Source organism: Paenibacillus tyrphae (assembly GCF_027925525.1).
Taxonomy (GTDB): domain Bacteria; phylum Bacillota; class Bacilli; order Paenibacillales; family NBRC-103111; genus Paenibacillus_G; species Paenibacillus_G tyrfis_B.
Window position 1 is genome coordinate 77,438 of the sequence record NZ_BSDJ01000005.1, and the last position, 19,927, is coordinate 97,364.

Below are 19,927 nucleotides of genomic sequence, written 5' to 3' on the forward strand. Positions count from 1 at the left end.
ACGTATTCATTTGAAGGCTCGGACGCCGGGCAGACGCAAAAAAAAGACTCCCTGCTTAGGAGTCTTTTTTTTTGATTACATGAAAATAGGATTAATGAACATTGCGGAATACGCCGATGACTTTGCCGAGAATCGATACGTTCTTCAGACGGAGCGGCTCCATTGTCGGGTTTTCCGGTTGAAGGCGGATGTGGTCCTTTTCTTTATAGAACGTTTTGACCGTCGCTTCGTCGTCCTCGGTCATAGCGACCACGATCTCGCCGTTGTTGGCCGTTTGCTGCTGGCGAACGATAACGTAGTCCCCGTTGCGAATGCCTGCTTCGATCATACTTTCGCCGATGACGCTCAACATGAAGACGTTGTGGTCCCCGACGAAGTTGCTCGGAAGCGGGAAGTAGTCTTCGATGTTCTCTGTCGCGGTAATCGGTACGCCGGCCGTAACCCGTCCGATCAGCGGGACGCGGGAAACCGATACTGCGAATGCACCGTCGCCGGTCGTACCGTCCAAAATCTCAATGGCTCTGGGCTTCGTAGGATCGCGCCGGATCAGCCCTTTCTTTTCCAGCCGCTCTAAATGACCGTGTACCGTCGAGCTGGAAGCAAGACCGACCGCTTCGCCGATTTCCCGAACGGACGGAGGATACCCTTTATCTTTGACCTCGTTCTTGATGAACTCCAGAATTGCTTGCTGGCGAGTGGATATCTTGCCCATATGAATCACTCCATTTTTGGTAATCATTACTTAGGAGTATAACACAGAACCGGAGTTCGTACAAACATAAGTTCGAAAAAATGAATTGACACAAACGTTTGTTCGTGTTAAATTCAGAACAGAACAAATGTTCGGGGGATGATATTCATGTATCAGAACAATCAAATGTTAGCTCAATACAACCGTAATTCGGCTGCTGTCTCCATAGATCCCGCTTACAAAACGAAAAAAAACCGAACATATGTGCGAGTTATGATTTTTGTTATATCGGTACTGACGCTGCTCTTTGTCGGAGGTACCGTATCCGCTTGGGTAGGAAACGATGACGCTTATGCCAAAAGCACCGTATCCGCTCAAGCTTACGTAGTTGTTACTCAAGGCGATACGCTGTGGAGTATTGCTTCTTCGCATGCGGCTAAAGAACAAGATCTGAGAGAGTACGTCTTTCAGATAAGGAAGTTGAACAACCTGAAGAACGTAACGATTCACGAAGGGCAGAAGCTGCTGCTTCCATAATACATGGCCTTTTTAACTTTTCCCTGAATTTCTTCCGCAAGGCATCGGCCCAATCTCTTGACTTTCAAATCCGGTAATGTCAAAGTATAATTTGATATGAAGCCTTCTCGTTCGTGGATTAGCGAGCGGAGACCTAACATTACCGGGAGGACAAGCATGATTGAATCGGAGCACGACGTAACCGTTAAGCGGATCAACGAGTTGGCCCGCAAGGCGAAAGCCGAAGGATTGACGGAAGAAGAAATGGATGAGCGCAACGCGCTTAGGAAAAAGTATATTGATTCTTTTAAATCCTCCTTGCGTTCTCAACTGGACAACATTAAATTTGTGGATGAGGACGAGCAGAAATAAGGAGGAGGGGATTTGCTTCACTGATACAGCGTTTCAGGCGCCGGAACGACATCGTCTGTTTCAGAGTTCAAGTCCGGGATTGGGGTTAAATCCAATTGAGTTACGCACTATACGTTGGATGATCTGGTGGCCGCTGGAAAAGTGCGGTTATATTGGATGCTCCAACTTTTTGGCGTATTTGGACGTATCGGTTGACGAAATCGATCGGGAACGTCAAATTAACGGTAAGTAATAGAAAGAATGGACAAAGGGGCTCAGCTATGTCACGGAAATGGCAACGCATGGTTCGCAAAAATACGAAAGTAACCAATGTTCAGCGCAAGAAGAGCGGCAAGGAAACGATTGCAGAATCAAGCGCTTCCGACAATTCAGTTACCTTTAAAGGACGCAGCTGGTTTCTGCCGATGATCCTGGTCGCCACCGGGATCTTCTGCTTCATTATATTCCGCGGTCAAGCGGGACAGGATCAGATGTACTGGTTCACGGGCGCGAGCTACATTTTCCTTGCGCTGTTGATTTATTGGGTCCGTCGGCCACTGTTGAAAATAGGCCCGGATTCGCTTACTTCCCGTCGTTTCGGCGGAGACCGGACCATGAGTGCGGATATGATCAACGAAATTTCCGTGACGAAGGATTCGATCTTTATCACCTTAAAGCCGAAAGGCGCCCGCTGGGGATACACGAAATTTTATCATCAATTCCCCGTAGATGCGGCAGGGGAGAAGCTTCAAGAATTTGCCCAAAAAAATCAAGTGGCATTTAAGCAAGAATCTTAAGACAGAACCGACATCACAGTGGAGAAAGAGGAATCCGGCTTATGGCAATCAAAGCGGTGCTTTTTGATTTGGACGATACGCTGCTCTGGGACGAGCGCAGCGTGAAAGAAGCGTTTCAGGCGACTTGCAGCGAGGCCGCCAAGCATTACGAGATCGATCCTGCCCAGCTTGAGGAAGCGGTAAGACGCGAAGCCCGAGCATTATACGAATCGTTTGAGACGTTCCCGTTCACCAAAAAAATCGGAATTAACCCATTTGAAGGGCTGTGGGCCCGGTTTGTCGAAGGAGAGCAGGAAGAGTTCCGCAAGCTTCAATCGTTGGCCCCGGCCTATCAGCGGGATTCGTGGACTCGCGGCTTAAAGGCTCTGGGGATAGAGGATGCCGCGCTGGGACTGAAGCTGGCGGAAATGTTTCCCGCCGAGCGAAGAAGTCGTCCAATCGTTTACGAAGAAACGTTCGAGGTGTTGGATCAACTGAAAGAGAAGTATAAGCTGCTTCTGCTTACGAACGGTTCGCCTGATCTGCAAAAAGAGAAATTGGCGGGCGTTCCGCAGCTTGCTCCTTATTTCGATCATATTATTATTTCCGGCGAGTTTGGCGAAGGAAAACCTGCGGTATCGATTTTCGAGCATGCGATGCAGTTGCTTGGCATTTCGGCTGAGGAAGGCGTCATGATCGGGGACAAGCTGACAACGGATATTTTGGGCTCCAACTCGATCGGGATGCGGAATATGTGGATTAACCGCCATGGGCTCTCGTTATCGGACGAGATTACCCCAGCGCACGAAATTACGAGCCTCCGGGATATTCAGAAGATCATTGATTCTCTGGAAGCTTAGGATCAGCACTTATTTCACCTAGCCGAAAAACCCGTCATTTATATGGCGGGTTTTTCATTGCGTTTTAAATAATAAAACAAGCCGCCTTGGACAAGGGGCTTGCTGCTTGAAGGTTCATTTATTTATAAGTTCCGCTTACGCTTTTTGGAAAGTCGGGTCTTCGAACGGATGTGCGATCCAGCCCTCGGTTTCGATGAACAGACGGACGGCTACGATTTGACGGTTTTCCATCAAGGTGAAGAAGTGTGGCTTATGCTCCGGAACCGAGATCACGTCGCCAGCTTCCAGTTCAACGTCGAAATAGCCGACATCGTCGGTCCCCTTAATGATGAAAATTCCTTTGCCGGCCGTAATGGCGCGAACTTCGTCTTCCGTATGCGTATGCACTTGTTCGAATTTTTTGAGCAGTTCATCCAAATTCGGGGTAGCGTCGGACAGCGCGACGATGTCCCAAGTCTGGTAACCGCGGCGGCTAGCCAGATCGCGGATTTCTTCATCGAAGGTAACCAAAATCTGCGATTTTTCCTCGTCCGTCAACGAAAACTTCCCTTGAAGCTCTGCGGGCAATTTATCGGCGTTCCAATGCTCATAAAGCACCTCTTGCTTATCCAAAAATGCTTTCACGTTGGCTTCGCCCGAGATGCGCTCGTTGGTGTTGCGAATGCGAATTTCTGCCATAGTTCTCCCTCTTCCTTCTTGAATTCGTGACTTCTGCTTCTTATTATAGTGGAAGGGGACGCATCTGTCGATGTATAATACAGATAAATCCGATAGGATTCGTTAGATAAGTGCTGAATTTTGTCACAATTGCTTTTCAACATGTATCGTTTCTGATACACTTAAGGTTACATAATTTGTGAGTATTATGCGCAGTACGGTGCAAGAATCATAGATCGGCTGCAGGAGTATCCGACCCCATGACAGAATGGAGAGGGGCGGCAGGGTGAAAGGGGATCACGGATGAGCAAGCCTTTATTGCAGGAACAATTACAGAAAAAAATTATGATTTTAGACGGCGCCATGGGAACGATGATCCAACAGGAGAATTTAACCGCTGCCGACTTCGGCGGCGACGAGTTGGATGGCTGCAACGAAATTTTGGTTGTGACCCGGCCTGACGTTATCCGCAAAATCCACGAAGCGTATTTTGCGGCCGGTGCCGATATGGTAGAGACGAATACGTTCGGCGCAACAAGCGTCGTGTTGGCTGAATACGATCTGCAGGACCGCGCGCGGGAGCTTAACCTGGCTGCGGCCAAGCTGGCCGTCGAAGCAGCTGAAAAATACAGTACGCCGGAATGGCCGAGATACGTTATCGGTGCGATGGGTCCAACGACGAAGACGCTTTCCGTCACCGGCGGAGTTACCTTCGACGATCTCGTGGACAGCTACTATGAACAGGCGCTCGCGCTGATGGAGGCGGGAGTAGACGCGCTGCTGCTCGAAACGTCGCAGGATACGTTGAACGTTAAAGCCGGCAGCATCGGCATCCGTAAAGCGTTTGAGACCGAAGGCCGCAAGCTGCCGCTCATGATTTCCGGTACGATCGAGCCGATGGGCACGACACTGGCCGGTCAAAATATCGAGTCGTTCTACATTTCGCTTGAGCATCTCGAACCGATCTCGGTCGGATTGAACTGCGCTACCGGACCGGAGTTCATGCGCGACCATATCCGGACGTTGGCCGATATTGCAGGGACGGCGGTAAGCTGCTATCCGAACGCCGGTCTGCCGGACGAGAATGGACAGTACCACGAATCGCCGGAATCGCTTGCCATGAAGCTGGCAGGCTTTGCCGATCAGGGCTGGCTGAACATTGCCGGCGGCTGCTGCGGAACGACACCGGATCATATCCGCGCGATGGCCGAAACACTGGGCCAATACCAGCCGCGCAGTCATCGGGGAGAACACCCGCCCGCAGTATCCGGGATCGAGACGGTCTACATTGAAGATGCGAACCGCCCTTACATGGTCGGGGAGCGGACGAACGTTCTCGGATCGCGGAAGTTCAAGCGGCTGATTGCCGAAGGCAAGTATGAGGAAGCATCTGAGATTGCCCGGGCGCAGGTGAAAGGCGGCGCGCATGTCATCGACGTCTGTCTGCAGGACCCGGACCGCGACGAAATAAGCGATATGCAGCAGTTTCTGGAGCTTGTCGTTAAAAAAGTGAAAGTGCCGCTTATGCTCGATTCCACGGATTATCGGGTCATTGAGCTGGGGCTTAAATATTCGCAGGGGAAAGCGATCATCAACTCGATCAACCTGGAGGACGGGGAAGAGAAGTTCGAGACGGTCGTACCGCTTATCCATAAATACGGCGCGGCCTCTGTCGTCGGCACGATTGACGAGCGGGGGCAGGCCATTACGGCCGCCGACAAGCTTGAAGTAGCCAAGCGTTCCTATGATTTGCTTGTGAACAAGTACGGCATGCATCCGAACGATATTATTTTTGACCCGCTTGTTTTTCCTGTCGGAACGGGGGATCAGCAATATATCGGCTCTGCTAAAGAGACGATCGAAGGAATTCGGTTAATTAAAGAAGCGATGCCTGACACCGAGACGATCCTTGGTCTCAGCAACGTGTCGTTCGGTCTGCCGGAAGCGGGCCGCGAGGTGTTGAACGCCGTCTTTTTGTACCATTGTACGAAAGCCGGTCTGGACTATGCGATCGTCAATACGGAAAAGCTGGAGCGCTATGCGTCCATACCGGAAGAAGAACGCCGTCTTGCCGAAAGCCTGATCTACGATACGAACGACGAAACGCTGGCCGAATTCGTAGCGCACTTCCGTACGAAGAAGGTCGAGAAGAAGGAAAAGATTTCGAACTTAACGCTGGAAGAACGGCTGGCCTCTTACGTTGTCGAAGGCACGAAGGACGGACTGATCGCGGATTTGGACATAGCGCTGCAAAAATACAAGCCGCTCGATATTATTAACGGTCCGCTGATGAAAGGGATGGAGGAAGTCGGCCGGCTGTTCAACAATAACGAGCTGATCGTGGCGGAGGTGCTGCAAAGCGCCGAGGTCATGAAGGCGTCCGTTGCTCATTTGGAGCCGTTCATGGAAAAATCGGAAAGCGCCGTGAAAGGAAAAATCATTTTGGCCACGGTCAAGGGCGATGTGCACGATATCGGCAAAAACCTGGTTGAGATTATTTTGTCCAACAACGGCTATCAGATCATCAACCTGGGCATTAAAGTTCCGCCGGAGCAGTTGATCGACGCTTACCGTAAGGAGCGGCCGGATGCAATCGGTCTGTCCGGGCTGCTTGTCAAATCGGCGCAGCAAATGATCGTTACGGCGCAGGATTTGAAGACGGCCGGCATCGACGTGCCGATTATGGTGGGTGGCGCGGCTTTGACCCGGAAGTTCACCAAGACGCGTATTGCGCCGGAGTATGACGGTTTGGTATTATATGCCAAAGACGCGATGGATGGGCTAGATATTGCGAACAAGCTGAGCGACCCCGAGCAGCGGAAGCAACTGGTCCGGGAACTTCGGGACAGCATGGAATCCGATGTAAAGGAATCCGGCCGCAAAGAAGAGCAAATGCCGGCCCTGACCCGTGTCAGAACGTCGTCGATAGACCGGAACGTTCCGGTGCAGGTGCCGCCGAGCTTGGAGCGCCGTGTGCTGCGCGACTACCCTATAAGCCATCTGATCCCGTATATCAACATGCAGATGCTGCTTGGGCATCATCTTGGCTTGAAGGGGAAAATCGACCAATTGCTGGCCGACAAAGATCCGAAAGCGCTGCAGCTTAAAGAGACCGTTGACGAGCTGTTGGCGGAGGCACAGAAGAATGGTATTCTTCAAGCACACGGCATGTACCGTTTCTTCCCTGCGCAATCGGACGGCAACGACGTGCTCGTCTACGATCCTGAGGATCATACGAAAGTGCTTCAGAAGTTTACCTTCCCGCGACAGGAGAAGGAGCCGTACTTGTGTCTGGCGGATTACCTCAAGCCGGTAGACAGCGGAATTATGGATTACGTTGGCTTCCTCGTCGTGACGGCGGGACATGGCGTCAGCGATCTTGCAACCCAATGGCGGGATAAAGGCGACTACTTGCGTTCGCATGCACTGCAAGCTGCGGCACTCGAAGCTGCCGAAGGGTTTGCCGAGCGTATTCACCAAATGATGCGCGACGTCTGGGGCTTCCCGGACCCGGCAGAAATGACGATGCAGGAGCGCTTCGGAGCCAAATACCGCGGCCAGCGGTTCTCGTTCGGCTATCCGGCGTGTCCGAACCTCGACGATCAGCAGCAGCTGTTTGCTTTGCTGAAGCCGGAGGATATCGGTGTTCATTTGACGGAAGGCAGCATGATGGAGCCGGAGGCATCCGTGTCGGCTATCGTGTTTGCGCATCCGCAGGCTCGTTATTTCAACGCATAACCGTTTTTTGGGTATGCTATAAAAAGAGTGGGGCCTTGGTCGCTCCACTCTTTTGTTTAAGAAGAAAGAAAAAGCTTGTATTCACCGAAGTGCGAAGGTGTGTAAGCTTTCTTACCAATGGAACGATAGAAATGGGGTCGATGGAGCTTGGAACTGTATTTTCTGGGGACAGGTGCCGGTATGCCTTCCAAAGAACGGAATGTCACCTCCGTCATGCTAAATTTGCTTGCGGAACGAAACGTCTATTGGATGTTCGACTGCGGGGAAGGAACGCAGCATCAAATATTACGGGCGCCGGTCAAAATCAGCAAACTGGAAAAGCTGTTTATTACCCATCTGCACGGCGATCACATTTATGGCCTTCCGGGACTCATGTCAAGCCGTTCTTATCAGGGGGGGGATGCACCGTTTACGATTTATGGGCCGGTAGGCATCCGGGAGTTTGTAGAAACGGCGCTTCGGGTCAGCGATTCCCATCTCGGCTACCAGACGAAAATCGTGGAGTTCGAAGAGAAGGCGGAGTTCGTGCTGTACGAGGATGAGCAGTTCGTCGTGAAGGCTGCTCCACTGGTTCACCGGGTCGACAGCTACGGCTACCGGATCGAAGAAAAGCCGCAGAAGGGGAAGCTTGATGCGACGAAGCTAAAGGAGCTCGGCATCGCTTCGGGACCGCTGTACGGCAAAATCAAGAACGGCGAAGCCGTTACGCTGGAGGACGGCACGGTGCTTGAAGCCAGCCGGTTTATCGGCCCTCCGGTTCCCGGGCGGATCGTGACGATCCTTGGCGATACCCAGCCTTGCGAACATGCCGTCACGCTTGCCCGCCAGGCGGATGTGCTGGTGCATGAAGCGACCTTTGCGGAGGACCGCAAGGAGCTTGCGATGCAATACGATCATTCCACAGCGATAGATGCGGCTCGTGCCGCTCAAGAAGCAGGGGCCAAAATGTTGGTTTTGACCCATATCAGCTCCCGGTATCAGGACGCGGAGGTCGAGCGGCTGCGGGAAGAAGCGCGTACGGTCCATGATGAAACTTATCTTGCGCACGATCATTTTCGTTTGGACATTCCGGCACGAAAACCGTCGCCGGCTGCCGGTGAAGCGGCTCCGCTGTAAATGTGGTCCGTATCGCATCGCCGCTATGACAAAAACCTCCGTTCCTTACGAGATGTCTGCAAGGAACCGGAGGTTTTTGTATCTTGTCCCGTTGACGAGCTGCAATTATTGTTGATGTTCGGCTTCGTCCTTAATTTCCGAACGGAAGGCATTCAAGCTTTCGCGGCGGCGTTCGTTTTTGGACTCGATTTGCTCCCGTTCTTGCGGGCTGATTTCATCGGCGTGCTCGCTTAAATAGTCTTCGGCTTCATTCATGTTTTCAATCGTGTGGTCGATGCTGTTTTGCAAATGCTCCACGTTGTCGGCACGGTTGTCCGGTTTTGCCATAATCCCATCAAACTCCTTTATTGTAAAAGTATGGCGCTTGGATAGCGCACCATCTTTACGGTGCCACTGTCCCTGCCGGAATATGCATGAGAGCATCATCTTTCGCATACTAGCGGAAACAGGCTGATATTTTTGGGGAGAAGGGAGGCGGCTCCTGATGCGCGGTTTTGCCATCTTGCTCGGTTTTTACTTGTTGGGAACGATTCTGCAGCTCGGCTTGAAGCTTCCGCTTCCGGCTAACGTCATCGGTTTGATTTTGTTTACGGCTAGTCTGTTTCTAAAATGGGTCAAGGTGGAATGGGTAGAGGAAGCTGGCAGCTTCCTGATCAAGCATATGCTGCTGCTCTTTGCGCCGATTGTCGTTGGGACGATGGTGTTTTTTTCTTGGATCGGGGAACAGGCAGTGACCATCCTGGTCAGCTTGTTTGCCAGCACGTTTGGGGTGCTGCTTGTAACAGGATGGACTGCTAAGCTCCTTGGCGGCGGACGCGCGCGGAAGGAGGGGAATCGTCGTCATGACATTCCGTGAATGGACGGAGCAGCCGCTGTTCGGCATCGCTTTGACGGTGCTGGCTTATGTGTTTGCACTCGCGCTGCAGCAGCGCTGGAAAGCGCTTCATCCGCTGCTGACGTGCTCGGCGCTTGTGATCGCCTTCCTGCTCGCGACGAATGTGCCATACGAAGCGTACCGAAAAGGTGGAGATTATATTGTGTTTCTGCTCGGTCCCGCGACGGTAGCGCTCGGCATCCCGCTGTACAAAAACGCGCAGCGCATTCGCAATGCCTTCTTACCGATCGCTGCGGGCATTACAGTAGGTTCAATCAGCGCATTACTGCTGTCTGCCGGCCTCGTCTGGGGGCTCGGAGGCAGTCGAGATCTGCTTGTGACCATGATGCCCAAATCGGTCACTTCGCCGATTGCGCTTGAGATTTCCCGGCAAGCGGGAGGAATTCCCGAGCTGACCGCCGTACTGACCGTTCTGACCGGTCTGATCGGAAGTATGTTCGGGCCGGGGCTGCTGCGGCTGGCGGGCGTGCGCGACGACATCTCGATCGGCACCGCCATCGGTACCTCTTCGCATGGCATCGGCACGGCGCGGATCATCCGCGATTCGGAGCTGGCGGGCAGTGTCAGCGGCTTTGCGATGGGCGCTGCGGCGATTTTGACATCATTGCTTTTTATTCCGCTGTATTGGTGGTTGCGGTGAGTTCCAAGTCGCATTATTGAAAAAAATATAGTTTCTTTCCATGATGGAGCCGTTCTGCCGAACGGTTCTTTTTTATGCCGCACAGCCGGACAAACCGGGCGAAGCCTTACAAAAGCTTTACACCGCGAAAACGCTATCCTAATAATCGTCTGATACCCTAAAGCTGTAACTTTCATCCCATCAACCTTTACTTGGAGAAAGGCGTGTTGACGATGATCCGACAAGCAGCAAGTCAAATCGCAAGCGAGCCGTCCATCTTGACCGTAAAGCTGGCAGAAACCGACTTTGAAGTGGAGCAGGCACTGCGTCTGAGGTATCAGGTTTTTGTAGAAGAAGAGAAGAACATGAAGATGCGAACCGAGAACGGATTGGAGCGGGATATTTACGATGCTTATTGCGACCATCTGATCGTCAAAGATGTAATCACGGGAGAGGTTGTCGGAACATACCGGCTACTGCCGGGAGAGCGGGCGACCTCGGGCATCGGATTTTACTCGGAAACCGAATTCAATCTGCACGCGTTCGATTCGCTGAAGCGCCATACACTGGAGCTCGGGAGAAGCTGTATTGCGCCGGCCTACCGCGGAAGCAGGGCGATTCAAATGCTGTGGGAGGGCATTGCCGCGTATATGACCGAGCTGAATTACCGCTATTTGATCGGCTGCGCCAGTTTGCGTCTCCCGAATTTGCAGGAGCTGAATCTGATCTATACGATGCTTCGCAGTAAACAGGTCATTACGGAACGGTACGGCATTCGTCCGTTGGAAACGCACCGGATTCGGGGGCTGAGCACGATCGAATCGGAGCTGGCCGAGAAAGAAATTTTCCGCAGGCTGCCCCCGCTGATGAAGGGATATCAATGGCTTGGGGCAGAGATTGGCGGCGATCCGGCGTACGATAGACTGTTCGATACGGTAGACTTCTTCATCGTGCTGGAAAAGGACCGGATCACCCGCAGATACAAGAAGCATTTTTTAAACGGGTAGGGGGCTGGGAGCTTGTACGAATGGATTGCCAAAGTGACCGCGGACCGGCAAGCGTGCGAGCGTTGGGCGCGGCGGTGCGGTCTGCTGCCGAGAAGCGTGATGGCCGCGTTGTGCCGAATGGCGGCTTTACTGTTGTATAGCTGCGCCGGTTCAGGTTTGAGAAGCAAGGTGCAGCGGAACATGAAGGAGCTGCTGCCGGAACGGACAGCTCAGCAGATCAGGAAGACTGGGTTTCGCTATACCGAAAATGTCGTCTTTGCGCTATATGAAATTTTGCTGGAATCGCACCGACTGCCGGGCAGTGAGAAATGGCGTTTCCGGACGGAAGGAGAAGCCCACCTGGAAGAAGCGCTGCGTCTAGGCCGCGGTGCGATTGTATATACGCCGCATGCGGGCAACTTTTTTTACTACTATTGGTATTTGTGCCAGAAGTATTCGTGTCTAACCGTTGCCACCGGCGGGAGTCCGGAGCTGCGGCCGCTGTATTTGAAGTTTCGGGATATGGGCTGTCCGGGTCTCGATTATGATAACATGCCGCCGCTGGAACTGCTTCGTAAGCTGAGGAAGCATTTACAGGCGGGAGGCGTCGTCTTTTTGCTGGGGGATTTCTGGCGCCCGACGTTTCCCCTCGCCCGTTTCTTTGGCCGGATGACGCGAACGCCCGAGGGCGCTTCGACGCTGTCGATCGAGCAGCGGGTGCCCATTATTCCATTCAGTGGATGGCGCGAGCACGGATGGGTGCACCGGATGCGGTTTGAAGCTCCGCTATATATGTCATCTTCGTTCACGAAGGCGACGCGGACAGAAGCGACGAATGTGTTGAACCGCTTCATGGAACGGGTCATTCGGGAACGGCCAGAACAGTGGTTCTATTGGTTTAATGCAGAGGAGCGTTGGGAAACAGAGCAAGGTGACGGGGCTGGGGCTCATACAGAGCAAGAGCGGCGAAAGACGCATACGGCGTGACAAGCGAAGGAGGCGTATAGCTGCATGGATACCGGAAGTCATCTGTTGTTTGGCGCTACATTGGCCGGTTTGGCTATGCTTCAACCTGAAGTGGCTCAAAATCCGGCGCTGCTGCACGCGGTGCTGGCGGCCACGTTGATCGGTTCGCATGCGCCGGATTTCGATACGGTTGCCCGGGTTCGGGGCTATGCCGTTTATATCCGGGTGCATCGGGGAATCACGCATTCGCTTCCGGCCATGCTTTTATGGCCGCTGGCGCTGTCCGTTCCGATCGCTTGGGGATTCGGGGTATGGGAGCATGAGCCGCTTGTTTTCGCCTGGACGATGGCGGCGGTCGTTTTCCACGTAGTTCTGGATTGGCTCAATGCATACGGCGTTCAATGCTTTCGTCCGTTCTCCCAGCGCTGGCATCACCTGGATGCGCTCCCATTGTTCGAACCGGTGCTGTTTGTGACGCATGCGGCAGGTTTGATTGCATGGCTGTCTACGGGACTTAATCCGGGATTGATGTTTTTGTGGATTTATTCGTTTACGTTAATATATATCGGAGGACGGCTGCTACATCACCGTAGTGTAGTCCGTTTGGTGAGAATGCGGTTTGGGCTGAAAGGGATGTGCCACGTTGTCCCGAGTCTGCACTGGTTTCGCTGGCAGTTTGTGTTTGAAAGCGGCGACGCTTTTTATACAGGGAACGTTTATGGCAAGGAACTGACGGTCAAAGATATTTATGCCAAACATACCGAAGGCGGCATGGTCGTAGAGGTCACGCGTGCGGTTGATGGTGTGCGTGCGTTTTTGCATTTTGCGCAACGCGTGCATGTCACTTGTATCGAGAGGCAGGACGGCTATGAGGTCCGATGGCGGGATATGCGGTTTTGGCACAATCACGAGCTGCCCTTCGGGGTGGACGTAACGCTCGATCGGGATCTTAAGGTCGTCAGTCAAACGCTAGGCTGGAGGAAAAAAGCGTGGGACCCGCCGTATGTGTAAACCTGCCGGGAGTTTGTCGGAATTTGTCGAAAATTGCTCAGGCCGAAGGTCTTCAAAGGTGCGAAGCGCTGTATGCCCGTGCCATAATTGGCAAATGCGGTTTTGTCCCGAGGTATGAATAAAAAACGATCGGGTTAGAATAGTTCCAGTATACAACCAAGCATGGGGAGGTTGACGGAATGGATTTTACAAGCCAGGATATCGCCGTGATCGAGCAGGCGCTGCAGCTTGCCATTCGGTCGCAATCAAGCGGCGCCAAGGCCCAGCCGTTTCAGGAAGTGCTGGGTAAGCTTCAGGTGAGCGCGAACGCGGCCATGAACTCAGCTTCGATTCATAAGGTGTCTATGCATGACGGCATAAGGTTCGACTACGATGATTCCTCCGATGTGCTCTAAGTTGATCCATGCTTTAAGAGTGATCGGGACCAGCCGGTCTGATGGGCGGCAGGCCAAAGCTATTCTGCTCGACTGCCGCTTGCCGGTTTCTCATGTGTCTATTCCCTCACCCCTTTTTCTTCAAAAATGGAACTGCCCCTTTAACTGACGACGCTACAACGAAAAAACTTTCCCGGGAAAGCGCACGATACGACATGCTTTCTTCAAGTTTCAACAACATTTAGGCGCGTCATTCCGATTCCGTTCGACCGGCTCCGCTAAGAAAAGAGATTGTCACACGAACATGCATTCGATATAATGAAAGGAACGTTACCGTCAAAAGGAGCTGCATTTATGAACCGTTTGACTGGCAAGGTTTCTTCCATCGAAGAAATGATCGATCTGATCCGTTCGTCGTCCGAGCTAATGTCTCAGGTGACTTACTGGCATACGATTCCGCCGCGGGAAGGGCGGTACGAGTCATTCCCGGAAGGCTTGCACTCCGGGCTACGGGAAGCATTGCTCGCCCGGGGCATCGGACAATTATATACGCATCAAGCCCAATCGTTCCGCGAAGTAAGCGCGGGGCGGCACGTCGTGACCGTGACCCCGACCGCCTCGGGCAAAACGCTGTGCTACAACCTGCCGGTGTTGGAGGGCATATTGAAAGACGAGAGCGCGCGTGCGCTCTATTTGTTTCCGACCAAAGCGCTCGCTCAGGACCAGGTGGCCGAGCTTCAAGAGCTGGCGAATATTATGGGCGCCGATATCAAAACCCATACGTACGACGGGGATACGCCGCCGACCGTACGCCAAGCCATTCGCAATGCCGGGCACATCGTTGTGACGAACCCGGATATGCTGCACTCCGCGATTTTGCCGCATCACACAAAGTGGGTGAAGCTGTTTGAGAATATAAAGTTCATTGTCATTGACGAGGTTCATTCTTACCGCGGCGTATTCGGCAGCCATGTGGCCAACGTAATCCGGCGGCTTAAGCGGATTTGCCGCTTTTACGGCTCGAATCCGCAGTTTATTTGTGCTTCGGCGACGATTGACAATCCGAAGGAGCACGCGGAGCGGCTGATCGGGGAGAGTGTATCCCTTGTCAATGACAACGGCGCGCCCGCAGGCGAGAAGCATTTTGTCTTCTATAATCCTCCCGTCGTTAACCAGCAGCTTGGCATCCGCAAGAGCAGTGTGCTGGAGACGAGGAAAATCGCTGCGATGCTGCTGCGCCAGGGGATACAAACGATCGTTTTCGCGCGGAGCCGCGTACGGGTCGAAATTTTGCTTACATATTTGCAGGAGCTGGTCGCCCACGAGCTGGGCACGAAATCGATCCGCGGTTACCGCGGAGGGTATCTGCCCAAGCTGCGGCGCGAAATCGAGCGGGGGCTGCGTAGTGGAGACATCCGCGGCGTCGTCAGCACAAACGCGCTGGAGCTCGGGATCGATATCGGGCAGCTTCAGGCGTGCGTGCTGAACGGCTATCCCGGCACGATCGCGAGCACGTGGCAGCAGTCGGGCCGCGCCGGGAGACGGCAGGAAAGCTCCGTCACGTTCCTCGTGGCGAGCAGCAATCCGCTGGATCAATACATGATCCAGAACCCCAGATTTTTTTTCGAGCGTCCGCCGGAGCGGGCGCTGATCGAACCGGACAACCTCATCATCCTGGTCGACCATGTCAAATGCGCCGCCTACGAGCTGCCGTTCGAAGAGAACGAACAATTTGGCGGCGAGTCGCTGCATGATATATTGGAGTTTTTGACGGAGGAACGAATATTGCACCGGGTCAAAAACAGGTGGCACTGGATGGAGCAGTCGTTTCCGGCGCACGATATCAGCTTGCGGTCGGCCGCGCAGGAAAATTTCATCATCATCGATATGACGAATGGCGCCCGGGTCATCGGCGAGGTAGACCGGTTCAGCGCCCCGACGATGATTCACGAGGAAGCGATCTATATCCACGAGGGCGTGCAGTATCAGGTGGAGAAACTCGATTACGAGGAGAAGAAGGCTTACATACGCGAGGTCGACGTCGATTATTTCACGGACGCCAGTTTGGCCGTCCAGTTGAAGGTGCTGCATGTGCACCGGGAGGCGATTGACCGGGGGCTCAAGCGGCAGTTCGGCGAAGTGACTGTTAACGCCAAGGCGACGATTTTCAAAAAAATCAAGCTGCGGACACATGAGAATATCGGATCAGGACCGATTCATCTGCCAGAGGAGGAGCTGCATACGAGCTCTTACTGGTTCACGTTCGACGACGAGATTGCCGCGGGCATGACGGTGAACGATATGCAATTTGCGCTGCTGGGGCTGGCGAACGTGCTTGTGCACATCGCACCGCTTTATTTGATGTGCGACCCGCATGACATCCGCGTCGTTCCGCAGGTGAAGGCGGTGCATAACAAGCAGCCTACGATCTTTTTCTACGACCGTTACCCGGGCGGCGTAGGGCTTAGCGAGCGGCTGTACGAAGTGCATGGGGATCTGCTGGCCGAAGCGCAGCGCCTGATTTCGTCGTGCGGCTGCTTAAGCGGCTGCCCGGCCTGTGTCGGGCCGATTGAAGAGGTCGGGCTGACCGGGAAGCAGCTGTCGCTCGGGCTGCTGAAGCAGCTGGAGGCCTCGCGATGAGCTCGCTTAAGGAAAGGCTGCTGCGGCACAAAAAGTCGATAGCGGGTACGCAGGAACGCGAGGAAGAAGACAAAATTCTCGTAGGAGAGCAGCCGCCGGGGGTGGCTGAAGAGGGCCAGGCGGCTCACGGTGAGAATAAACCGGAGTCCGCGCCGGAGTTTGACGAATGGTCGATTGTCGGTGCGGCCATGGAGCATACGGAGTGGGGGGATTTCATCATCCGCCGCCGCACGTATGAAGCGGGGTTTCGTCATGGGCAATATGAGCTGGGGCGTTTATCGTCCTGCGCGGAGGAGCTGTTTGCGCTGCTTGAGCCGGCGGCAGGCAGTGCTGTGTCGAACCGTTCGGCCACTCCATTTCACGAGCGGCTGCTCTTTCTGGATACCGAAACGACAGGGCTGGGGCATGGGGCAGGCAACGTGCCGTTCATGATCGGAATCGGATTTTACCAAGGCCATCGATATCATATCGAGCAGATGCTGATCCGGCACCCGGGCGAAGAGTCGGCGATGCTGGCCTATTTGGAGCAAAAGCTTGCTGCGCATCCGGTGTTAATCTCTTATAACGGCAAATCGTTCGATTGGCCGATTGTCAAAAACCGCTATATTATGAACCGGATGGAGCTGGCCGCCGAGCCCGTGGGGCACATCGATTTTTTGCATCCGTCTCGCAGCTTATGGAAGCACACGCTGCCCTCCTGCCGACTAGGCAAAGTAGAGGAGGAACGGCTTGGCGTCCGGCGCGAAGAAGACGTGCCAGGCTCGCTTGCGCCGACGCTCTATTTTCAATATTTGGCGCAGCGCGACCCTTCCGTTTTGGAAGGTGTGTTCGTCCATAATGAGCTGGACGTGCTGTCGCTGGCGGGCCTGGCCGTTCATTTTGCCTGCTTGCTGAACGGTTCCTGTGATTGGTCTCACGCGAGGTTGTTCGGTTTAGAGGAATGCTTTCGGCTCGGCCTGTGGCTCGATAAAATCGGTCGAAGCGGCATGGCTGACACGGTAATGAACGCGCTGACCGAAGAGCTTCTTGTTGCGGACGAGCTTGCTGCCGAAGAACCGTGCCTGCTGCCGCTTGCGCAATTTTGCAAGCGCCGGGGACGTTACATGCAAGCCTGCTCGCTCTGGAGCCGGTATATCGCCCTGAAGGGCCGCCGTGCGACAGCTTCGCTGGAGCCGTATATCGAGCTGTCCATGTACTATGAGCATAAGGAAAAACAGTGGGAGCGCGCTCTCGCCTATGCTCAGGAAGCGCTTGACCATCTCTGGCGGCGAGATGCCTTGAAGCGGAGCGGAGAGCGCAAATCGTCCGCACTTAGCGGCAGCCGTGCGAAGGGAAAAGAGGAGCGGGAGGAGGATGCAGAAGTCGTCAGCCTGCGCAAGCGAATCGAACGCCTGCGGCGGAAAGCGTCCTCTTCCGCTAGTGCAACGCGTGTTACTGGTGCTATTGAGCAAGAAGTGTCCGATTCGCTATTGCCGACGGAGTCAAGCGCCCGGACAAGGACAAAGCTATCCAGCCGGTCAGTCGGCCAAGTCCCGGCATCAGCTCCGGTGCAGGGAGCAGCGTCTGCCGTATCCCGCGTTCCTCAATCAAAAAGAAAATCCGACCTGTCTGCGGCGGAACAGCTTTCTATGCCACTGTAAGTATAATTTCGCTTCGGGGTGGAAATACATGGTAAGATCATGATCCGAAAGGAGCAATGACGATGCCTGAGCTGCCCGAAATGGAAAATTACCGAAAGCTGCTAAGCGAGCGAATCATAGGCCGGATTGTGACGGATACGGAAGTAACAAGAGAAAAATCGATTAACGTGACGCCCGAGCGATGGACGCAGGAGCTGATCGGTCAGGCCGTTTCCCGCATTGACAGGAGAGCGAAGCATCTGCTGTTTCGCTTAACGACAGGCAACGTACTGGTGCTTCATTTAATGCTCGGAGGTATGATGTTTTACGGCAAGACAGAGGAAAAGCCGGACCGGTCCGTTCAAGTGCGGCTCGGCTTCGGAGATCGTCATTTGTTTTTTATCGGGCTGCGGCTCGGTTATTTGCATCTCCATGATCCGGGGGAAGTTGATGAGCTGATGAACAAGCTCGGTCCCGAACCGTTCGACCCGGGGCTTACGCCTGACCGGTTCGCCGAACGTCTGCGCGCCAAAGCGGGTACGCTTAAAAGCAACCTTGTCGATCAAAGCGTCTTTGCGGGTATTGGCAACTGTTATAGCGATGAAATCTGCTATCATGCGGGTCTCCTGCCGTCCCGGCGTCCGAACGCGTTGTCTGATGAAGAGGTTGACCGGTTATTCCACTCTATGCGGGAAGTGCTGACGGAAGCGACGCAGGGCGGCGGGTACATGGAAATGCCGCTATTCGTCGGCGATGCGCTTACGGGCGGCTTCGACAGCCGCTGCCGGGTTTACGACCGCGAAGGAGAACCGTGCTTGCGCTGCGGTAGCCCGATTGCCAGACGAGACGTTTCGTCCAAGAAATCGTTTTGCTGTCTTGTCTGTCAGGGGTGAGGGGGCGTTGACCATGCGTTTCGGCTGTCATATCAGTATTCGGGGCGGTTATGCGGAAGCGGCAAAGACGGCGGTAAAGCTTGGAGCCCAGTCATTCCAATATTTTCCCAAAAATCCACGAAGCCTGACCGTAAAGTCGTTCAACCGCCAGGACGCCGAGCAGTGCGACCGGTTTTGCCGCGAGCACGGCCTGCTCAGTATCGCTCACACTCCTTATCCGACGAATCTTGCCGTAAGTCCGGGCGAGCTGCGCCAGGCGACGATCGCTTCGCTTCGCAACGATCTTGAGATTGCTGACGCGTGCGGTTCGGTCGGCGTTGTGGTCCATTTTGGCAAATATAAAGGGGAAGACCCGTTACAAGGCTATAAAAATATTATACAATGTATGAATGAAGCGCTTGCCGGCTATACGGGCCGTTCGCTGCTGCTGATCGAGAATCAGGCGGGCGAAGGGACCTCCATGGGGACGACGCTTGAGGAGCTCGTGCAAGTGCGGAATCTTTGCGCTTTTCCGGGGCTTGTCGGCTTTTGCCTCGATACATGTCATGCTTTTGCCTCGGGCTTGTGGCCCTCCTCCAAGGACGGATGGCCGGAGCTGGAGCGGCATGCGGCAGCGACCGGTTATTTGCAGCACCTCCGGGCGATTCATCTGAACGATTCCGTGTATCCGCGAGGCGCGCATAAAGATCGGCATGCCATGATCGGCCGGGGCGAAATCGGGGAAGCCAGGTTCGCTTCGCTCTTGCGCTCGACTGTGCTCAAGTCAATGCCCAACCTTCCGGCGGTGCTGGAAACGCCTGTCCTGCGAGGGAGCACGCACGCTTCAGAAATTCGATACGTCAAGGAGCTGAGCGAAGGGTGATTCACGTTTATTTGGACGATTATCGCGCTTGTCCCAAAGGCTTCGTACCTGCCCGTACCGTGGACGAATGCTTGCTGCTGCTGCAGGAGTGCGAAGTGGACGTGCTTTCGCTAGACTACGACTTGGGCTGGGGACAGCCTAACGGACTGGAATTGGTTCGGGCGATGGCAAGCGCGGGCTTATTTCCGCAGCGCATTTATTTGCATACGTCGAGCGACGCGGGCCGTCAGCAAATGTTTCAACTGCTGTATGCGAGCAAGCCGGAGCACGTCCGGCTGACGAACGGTCCGATGCCTACCGGGCTGCTTATGGAAATTTCCGAAATTGTAAAAGAATAGGTTGTGGTTCAACGTGACG

At 54.0% G+C, this 19,927-nt stretch carries 20 protein-coding genes; 17 read left to right on the plus strand and 3 right to left on the minus strand.

Features of this window, described 5'->3' with window-relative positions:
- Positions 1-91: 91 nt before the first annotated feature.
- Positions 92-712: a transcriptional repressor LexA gene (lexA, locus tag QMG93_RS07570; RefSeq protein WP_281935052.1), complete on the minus strand. Its 621-nt coding sequence runs from the start codon at positions 710-712 to the stop codon at positions 92-94.
- A 147-nt stretch (positions 713-859) separates the two neighbouring features.
- Here lexA and QMG93_RS07575 point away from each other — a divergent pair, with 147 nt between their 5' ends.
- The 4 genes from QMG93_RS07575 to QMG93_RS07590 all read left to right on the plus strand — a co-directional run bounded on the left by QMG93_RS07575 (position 860) and on the right by QMG93_RS07590 (position 3,194).
- Positions 860-1,228, plus strand: coding sequence for a LysM peptidoglycan-binding domain-containing protein (locus QMG93_RS07575; protein WP_281935054.1), 369 nt, complete (start codon positions 860-862; stop codon positions 1,226-1,228).
- Positions 1,229-1,384: 156 nt separating this feature from the next.
- Positions 1,385-1,579 (plus strand): DUF896 domain-containing protein, encoded by a 195-nt coding sequence (locus QMG93_RS07580; protein WP_281935056.1) that lies wholly within the window; start codon positions 1,385-1,387, stop codon positions 1,577-1,579.
- Between the two features lie 260 nt (positions 1,580-1,839).
- Positions 1,840-2,355 (plus strand): hypothetical protein, encoded by a 516-nt coding sequence (locus tag QMG93_RS07585; protein ID WP_281935058.1) that lies wholly within the window; start codon positions 1,840-1,842, stop codon positions 2,353-2,355.
- A gap of 41 nt (positions 2,356-2,396) precedes the next feature.
- Entirely contained in the window at positions 2,397-3,194 is a 798-nt protein-coding gene (locus QMG93_RS07590; RefSeq protein WP_281935060.1) for an HAD family hydrolase, read from the plus strand.
- Positions 3,195-3,329: 135 nt separating this feature from the next.
- Here QMG93_RS07590 and QMG93_RS07595 read toward each other — a convergent pair whose 3' ends face one another.
- Positions 3,330-3,872: a 1,2-dihydroxy-3-keto-5-methylthiopentene dioxygenase gene (locus QMG93_RS07595; RefSeq protein WP_088831938.1), complete on the minus strand. Its 543-nt coding sequence runs from the start codon at positions 3,870-3,872 to the stop codon at positions 3,330-3,332.
- Between the two features lie 282 nt (positions 3,873-4,154).
- Here QMG93_RS07595 and metH point away from each other — a divergent pair, with 282 nt between their 5' ends.
- Both metH and rnz read left to right on the plus strand, forming a co-directional pair.
- Positions 4,155-7,589, plus strand: a complete 3,435-nt coding sequence (gene metH, locus QMG93_RS07600) for a methionine synthase (RefSeq protein ID WP_281935065.1) — start codon at positions 4,155-4,157, stop codon at positions 7,587-7,589.
- 147 nt (positions 7,590-7,736) lie between these two features.
- On the plus strand, positions 7,737-8,705 hold the full coding sequence (gene rnz, locus QMG93_RS07605) for a ribonuclease Z (RefSeq protein ID WP_281935066.1): 969 nt from the start codon (positions 7,737-7,739) through the stop codon (positions 8,703-8,705).
- A 105-nt stretch (positions 8,706-8,810) separates the two neighbouring features.
- On the opposite strand, the gene tlp is transcribed toward rnz, so the two are convergent.
- A complete protein-coding gene (gene tlp, locus QMG93_RS07610; RefSeq protein ID WP_281935067.1) occupies positions 8,811-9,032 on the minus strand; it encodes a small acid-soluble spore protein Tlp in 222 nt (73 codons plus the stop codon).
- A 157-nt stretch (positions 9,033-9,189) separates the two neighbouring features.
- Between tlp and QMG93_RS07615 the strand changes: the two genes are divergently transcribed.
- From QMG93_RS07615 to QMG93_RS07665, 11 genes are all read left to right on the plus strand, one after another.
- Positions 9,190-9,561, plus strand: coding sequence for a CidA/LrgA family protein (locus tag QMG93_RS07615; protein WP_281935069.1), 372 nt, complete (start codon positions 9,190-9,192; stop codon positions 9,559-9,561).
- Positions 9,548-10,240 carry an LrgB family protein gene (locus tag QMG93_RS07620; RefSeq protein WP_281935071.1) on the plus strand — a complete coding sequence of 231 codons (693 nt, stop codon included), beginning with the start codon at positions 9,548-9,550 and terminating at the stop codon, positions 10,238-10,240. The genes QMG93_RS07615 and QMG93_RS07620 overlap by 14 nt, the downstream gene beginning before the upstream one ends.
- Positions 10,241-10,452: 212 nt before the next feature.
- Entirely contained in the window at positions 10,453-11,226 is a 774-nt protein-coding gene (locus tag QMG93_RS07625) for a GNAT family N-acetyltransferase (protein ID WP_281935073.1), read from the plus strand.
- 12 nt (positions 11,227-11,238) lie between these two features.
- Positions 11,239-12,192: a lysophospholipid acyltransferase family protein gene (locus tag QMG93_RS07630; protein WP_281935075.1), complete on the plus strand. Its 954-nt coding sequence runs from the start codon at positions 11,239-11,241 to the stop codon at positions 12,190-12,192.
- Positions 12,193-12,216: 24 nt separating this feature from the next.
- Positions 12,217-13,182 (plus strand): metal-dependent hydrolase, encoded by a 966-nt coding sequence (locus QMG93_RS07635; protein WP_281935077.1) that lies wholly within the window; start codon positions 12,217-12,219, stop codon positions 13,180-13,182.
- Positions 13,183-13,361: 179 nt separating this feature from the next.
- A complete protein-coding gene (locus QMG93_RS07640; protein ID WP_253411519.1) occupies positions 13,362-13,577 on the plus strand; it encodes a hypothetical protein in 216 nt (71 codons plus the stop codon).
- Positions 13,578-13,910: 333 nt separating this feature from the next.
- Complete coding sequence (locus tag QMG93_RS07645; protein ID WP_281935081.1) at positions 13,911-16,196, plus strand: DEAD/DEAH box helicase; 2,286 nt, start codon at positions 13,911-13,913, stop codon at positions 16,194-16,196.
- Entirely contained in the window at positions 16,193-17,836 is a 1,644-nt protein-coding gene (locus QMG93_RS07650; protein WP_281935083.1) for a ribonuclease H-like domain-containing protein, read from the plus strand. Before QMG93_RS07645 ends, QMG93_RS07650 begins: the two co-directional genes overlap by 4 nt.
- Before the next feature lie 62 nt (positions 17,837-17,898).
- A complete protein-coding gene (locus QMG93_RS07655) occupies positions 17,899-18,708 on the plus strand; it encodes an Fpg/Nei family DNA glycosylase (protein ID WP_281935084.1) in 810 nt (269 codons plus the stop codon).
- Positions 18,709-18,721: 13 nt separating this feature from the next.
- Positions 18,722-19,570, plus strand: coding sequence for a deoxyribonuclease IV (locus tag QMG93_RS07660; protein WP_281935086.1), 849 nt, complete (start codon positions 18,722-18,724; stop codon positions 19,568-19,570).
- The gene (locus QMG93_RS07665; protein ID WP_281935087.1) at positions 19,567-19,908 is read left to right on the plus strand and encodes a cyclic-phosphate processing receiver domain-containing protein; all 342 of its coding nucleotides are present in this window, start codon (positions 19,567-19,569) and stop codon (positions 19,906-19,908) included. The genes QMG93_RS07660 and QMG93_RS07665 overlap by 4 nt, the downstream gene beginning before the upstream one ends.
- Positions 19,909-19,927: the final 19 nt, after the last annotated feature.